3 protein-coding genes and 1 pseudogene are annotated in these 2598 nt (G+C 75.7%); 3 read left to right on the top strand and 1 reads right to left on the bottom strand.

The features are described 5' to 3' along the window. The 3 genes and pseudogenes from MNY60_RS23435 to MNY60_RS23445 form a co-directional block, all read left to right on the top strand. Positions 1 to 258, top strand: a pseudogene (locus MNY60_RS23435) (hypothetical protein); the annotation flags it as partial. Continuing rightward, positions 186 to 578 (top strand): translation initiation factor, encoded by a 393-nt coding sequence (locus MNY60_RS23440; RefSeq protein WP_242362051.1) that lies wholly within the window; start codon positions 186 to 188, stop codon positions 576 to 578. The pseudogene MNY60_RS23435 and the gene MNY60_RS23440, both read left to right, overlap by 73 nt. A 37-nt stretch (positions 579 to 615) precedes the next feature. Next, the gene (locus MNY60_RS23445; RefSeq protein WP_242357090.1) at positions 616 to 2025 is read left to right on the top strand and encodes an L-serine ammonia-lyase; all 1410 of its coding nucleotides are present in this window, start codon (positions 616 to 618) and stop codon (positions 2023 to 2025) included. 35 nt (positions 2026 to 2060) lie between these two features. Here the strand turns inward: MNY60_RS23445 and MNY60_RS23450 are convergent. Then, positions 2061 to 2598: HNH endonuclease (locus MNY60_RS23450; protein ID WP_242362053.1), on the bottom strand; the 538-nt coding region annotated here is incomplete at its 5' end.

Genomic DNA, 2598 nt, shown 5'->3' on the forward strand with positions numbered 1-2598 from the left:
GGGCTCGACGCGGCCGCGGCGCGGCGGCTCGGCGAGGATCTCGCGCTCGAGGCGCGGCTCCTCGACGCCGCCGCTCGCGTCGTGCCGGACGGGCCGTCGTGGGAGGAGGGGCTCGCGCTCGCCGCGCGGCTCTCGGGGGCTTGGATCGACGAGGCGCTCGCGGCTGGCGGGCGCGGAGGAGCGCGATGGGGAAGCGAGACCGGGACGAAGGCAAGCCGGCGCCGCAGGCGCCGTTCAACGCGGCGCTCGCGCGGCTGAGGGAGCGGCTTCCGGAGGGGTGGGCTCCGCCCGCGGAGGCGGAGCGCGCAGAGGAGGCGAGCGCCGCGCCGCCGCCGAGGGGGCCGGCGCGCGCGGTGGTCCGGCTCGAGCGCAAGGGGCGGGGCGGCAAGGAGGCCACGGTCGTCGAGAAGCTCGCGCTCGCGCCCGCGGCGCTCTCCGCCTGGGCCGACGAGCTCAAGCGCGCGCTCGGCTGCGGCGGTGCCGTGGAGGAGGACGCCATCGTGCTGCAGGGCGACCAGCGCGAGCGCGCGAGGCGCTGGCTCGAGGCGAAAGGTGTGCGGAAGGTGATCCTGGGTTAGGACTCGCCCGCGCGGCGGCGGCCGCGGCGGGAGGACCATGGCGACGAGCGTCTTCGAGCTCTTCAAGATCGGCATCGGGCCGAGCTCGTCCCACACCGTCGGGCCGATGAAGGCGGCGCGCCGCTTCGCGGAGGCGCTCGCCGGGCGCGGGCTCCTCGAGCGCGTCGAGGCGGTCGCGATCGACCTGCACGGCTCGCTGGGCGCCACGGGGCGGGGCCACGGCACCGATCGCGCGGTCATGCTCGGGCTCATGGGCGAGACGCCGGAGGGGGTGGAGGTGGACGCCATCCCGCGGCGGCTCGAGGAGGTCCGCGCCCGCGGACGGCTCGCGCTCCTCGGGCGGCGCGAGCTCGCCTTCCGCGAGGCCGAGCACCTCCGCTTCCTGCCGCAGCCGCTGCCGTTCCACCCGAACGGCATGCGCTTCGTCGCCCGCGGCGTGAGCGGGGAGGAGCTCCTCGCGCGGACGAGCTACTCGGTGGGCGGAGGGTTCGTCGTCGACGCGGAGGACGCGGAGCGCCCTGCCGCCGGGCGCGCGCGGCGGCCCGGCGTGCCGCTGCCGTTCGCGTCGGCCGCGGAGCTGCTCGCCCGCTGCGCCGAGCGCGGCACGACGCCCGCGGGCGTCATGCTCGAGAACGAGGGCGCGCTCCGGCCCGAGGCCGAGGTGCGCGAGGGGCTCCTCCGGATCTGGCGGACGATGGAGGCGTGCGTGGAGCGGGGCTGCCGGACGGAGGGCATCCTGCCCGGCGGGCTCGCGGTGCCGCGCCGCGCGCCGGGGCTCTCCCGGCGCCTCTCCGCGCGCGCGGGCGCCGAGGCCGATCCGCTCGAGGCGATGGATCGGGTGAACCTCTGGGCGCTCGCTGTCAACGAGGAGAACGCCGCGGGCGGGCGCGTCGTGACGGCGCCCACGAACGGCGCCGCCGGGATCGTCCCCGCGGTGCTGCACTACTACCGGCGGCTCGTGCCCGGCGCGGACGACGGCGGGGTGGTGCGCTTCCTGCTCACCGCCGGCGCGATCGGCGCGCTCTACAAGGAGAACGCGTCGATCAGCGGCGCGGAGGTGGGTTGCCAGGGCGAGGTCGGGAGCGCCTGCTCGATGGCGGCGGCCGGGCTCGCCGAGGTGCTCGGCGGCTCGCCCGCGCAGATCGAGAACGCCGCCGAGATCGCGATGGAGCACAACCTCGGGCTCACCTGCGATCCGGTGGGCGGGCTCGTGCAGATCCCCTGCATCGAGCGCAACGCCATGGCGGCGGTGAAGGCCATCAACGCCGCGCGCATGGCGCTGCGCGGCGACGGCCGGCACCTCGTCTCGCTCGACGAGGTGATCCGCACGATGCGCGAGACCGGCGCCGACATGCAGGCCAAGTACAAGGAGACCGCGCTCGGCGGGCTCGCCGTGCACGCGGTCGACGCGCCGGTGCGGATCGGGGTGAACCTGCCGGAGTGCTAGTGGTCGCTGACCGGAGGAGCGGAGAGCATTGAGCGTCACGACGTCGTGGGCTCGGAAGTCTCGAGGTTCGCGAGCGCCCACATGCCCAGCTGCATCCCGGGACGCAGGGGCACCGCGCCAGCGCGCGAGAGTATCGATGGCCTATCGCCCGCGTCGCGGCGGAAGCGGTCCATGTGCTCGCGCCCGAAGGTGCTCTCTGCGTGAAGCAGGTTGTGAGCTCGGCAGGCGAGTCGAAGATTCTCGACCGTGGACGGTCCCCCGAGGGCGGCGGGCTGGATGTGGTCGAGCTCGAGCTTCCAGCGTCTGTTGCAGCGGCAGCCGTCCGGGCCCACCCAGGCGCAGCGCCCGCCATCGCGCGTCCACACCGCGCGGCGCACTATCGCCGGGATCGTGGTCCTCTCCGCCGGCGGCTTCGCCGCGGTCTTCTTCGTCGCGGCGGCATTCGTCGTCCCGGCCTGCTTCGCTCCCTTCGTCTTCCGCTCCGGCGCGACCGCGCCCTTGCGCTTGCCGTGCTTCTGGATGGCGCAGCGGATCGCCTCGTGAAGCACCGCCGCGAGGTCGCCGTCCGGGACC

Origin of the sequence: Anaeromyxobacter sp. SG17, assembly GCF_022690695.1 — a bacterium.
In the GTDB taxonomy this organism is placed as follows: Bacteria; Myxococcota; Myxococcia; order Myxococcales; family Anaeromyxobacteraceae; genus Anaeromyxobacter; species Anaeromyxobacter soli.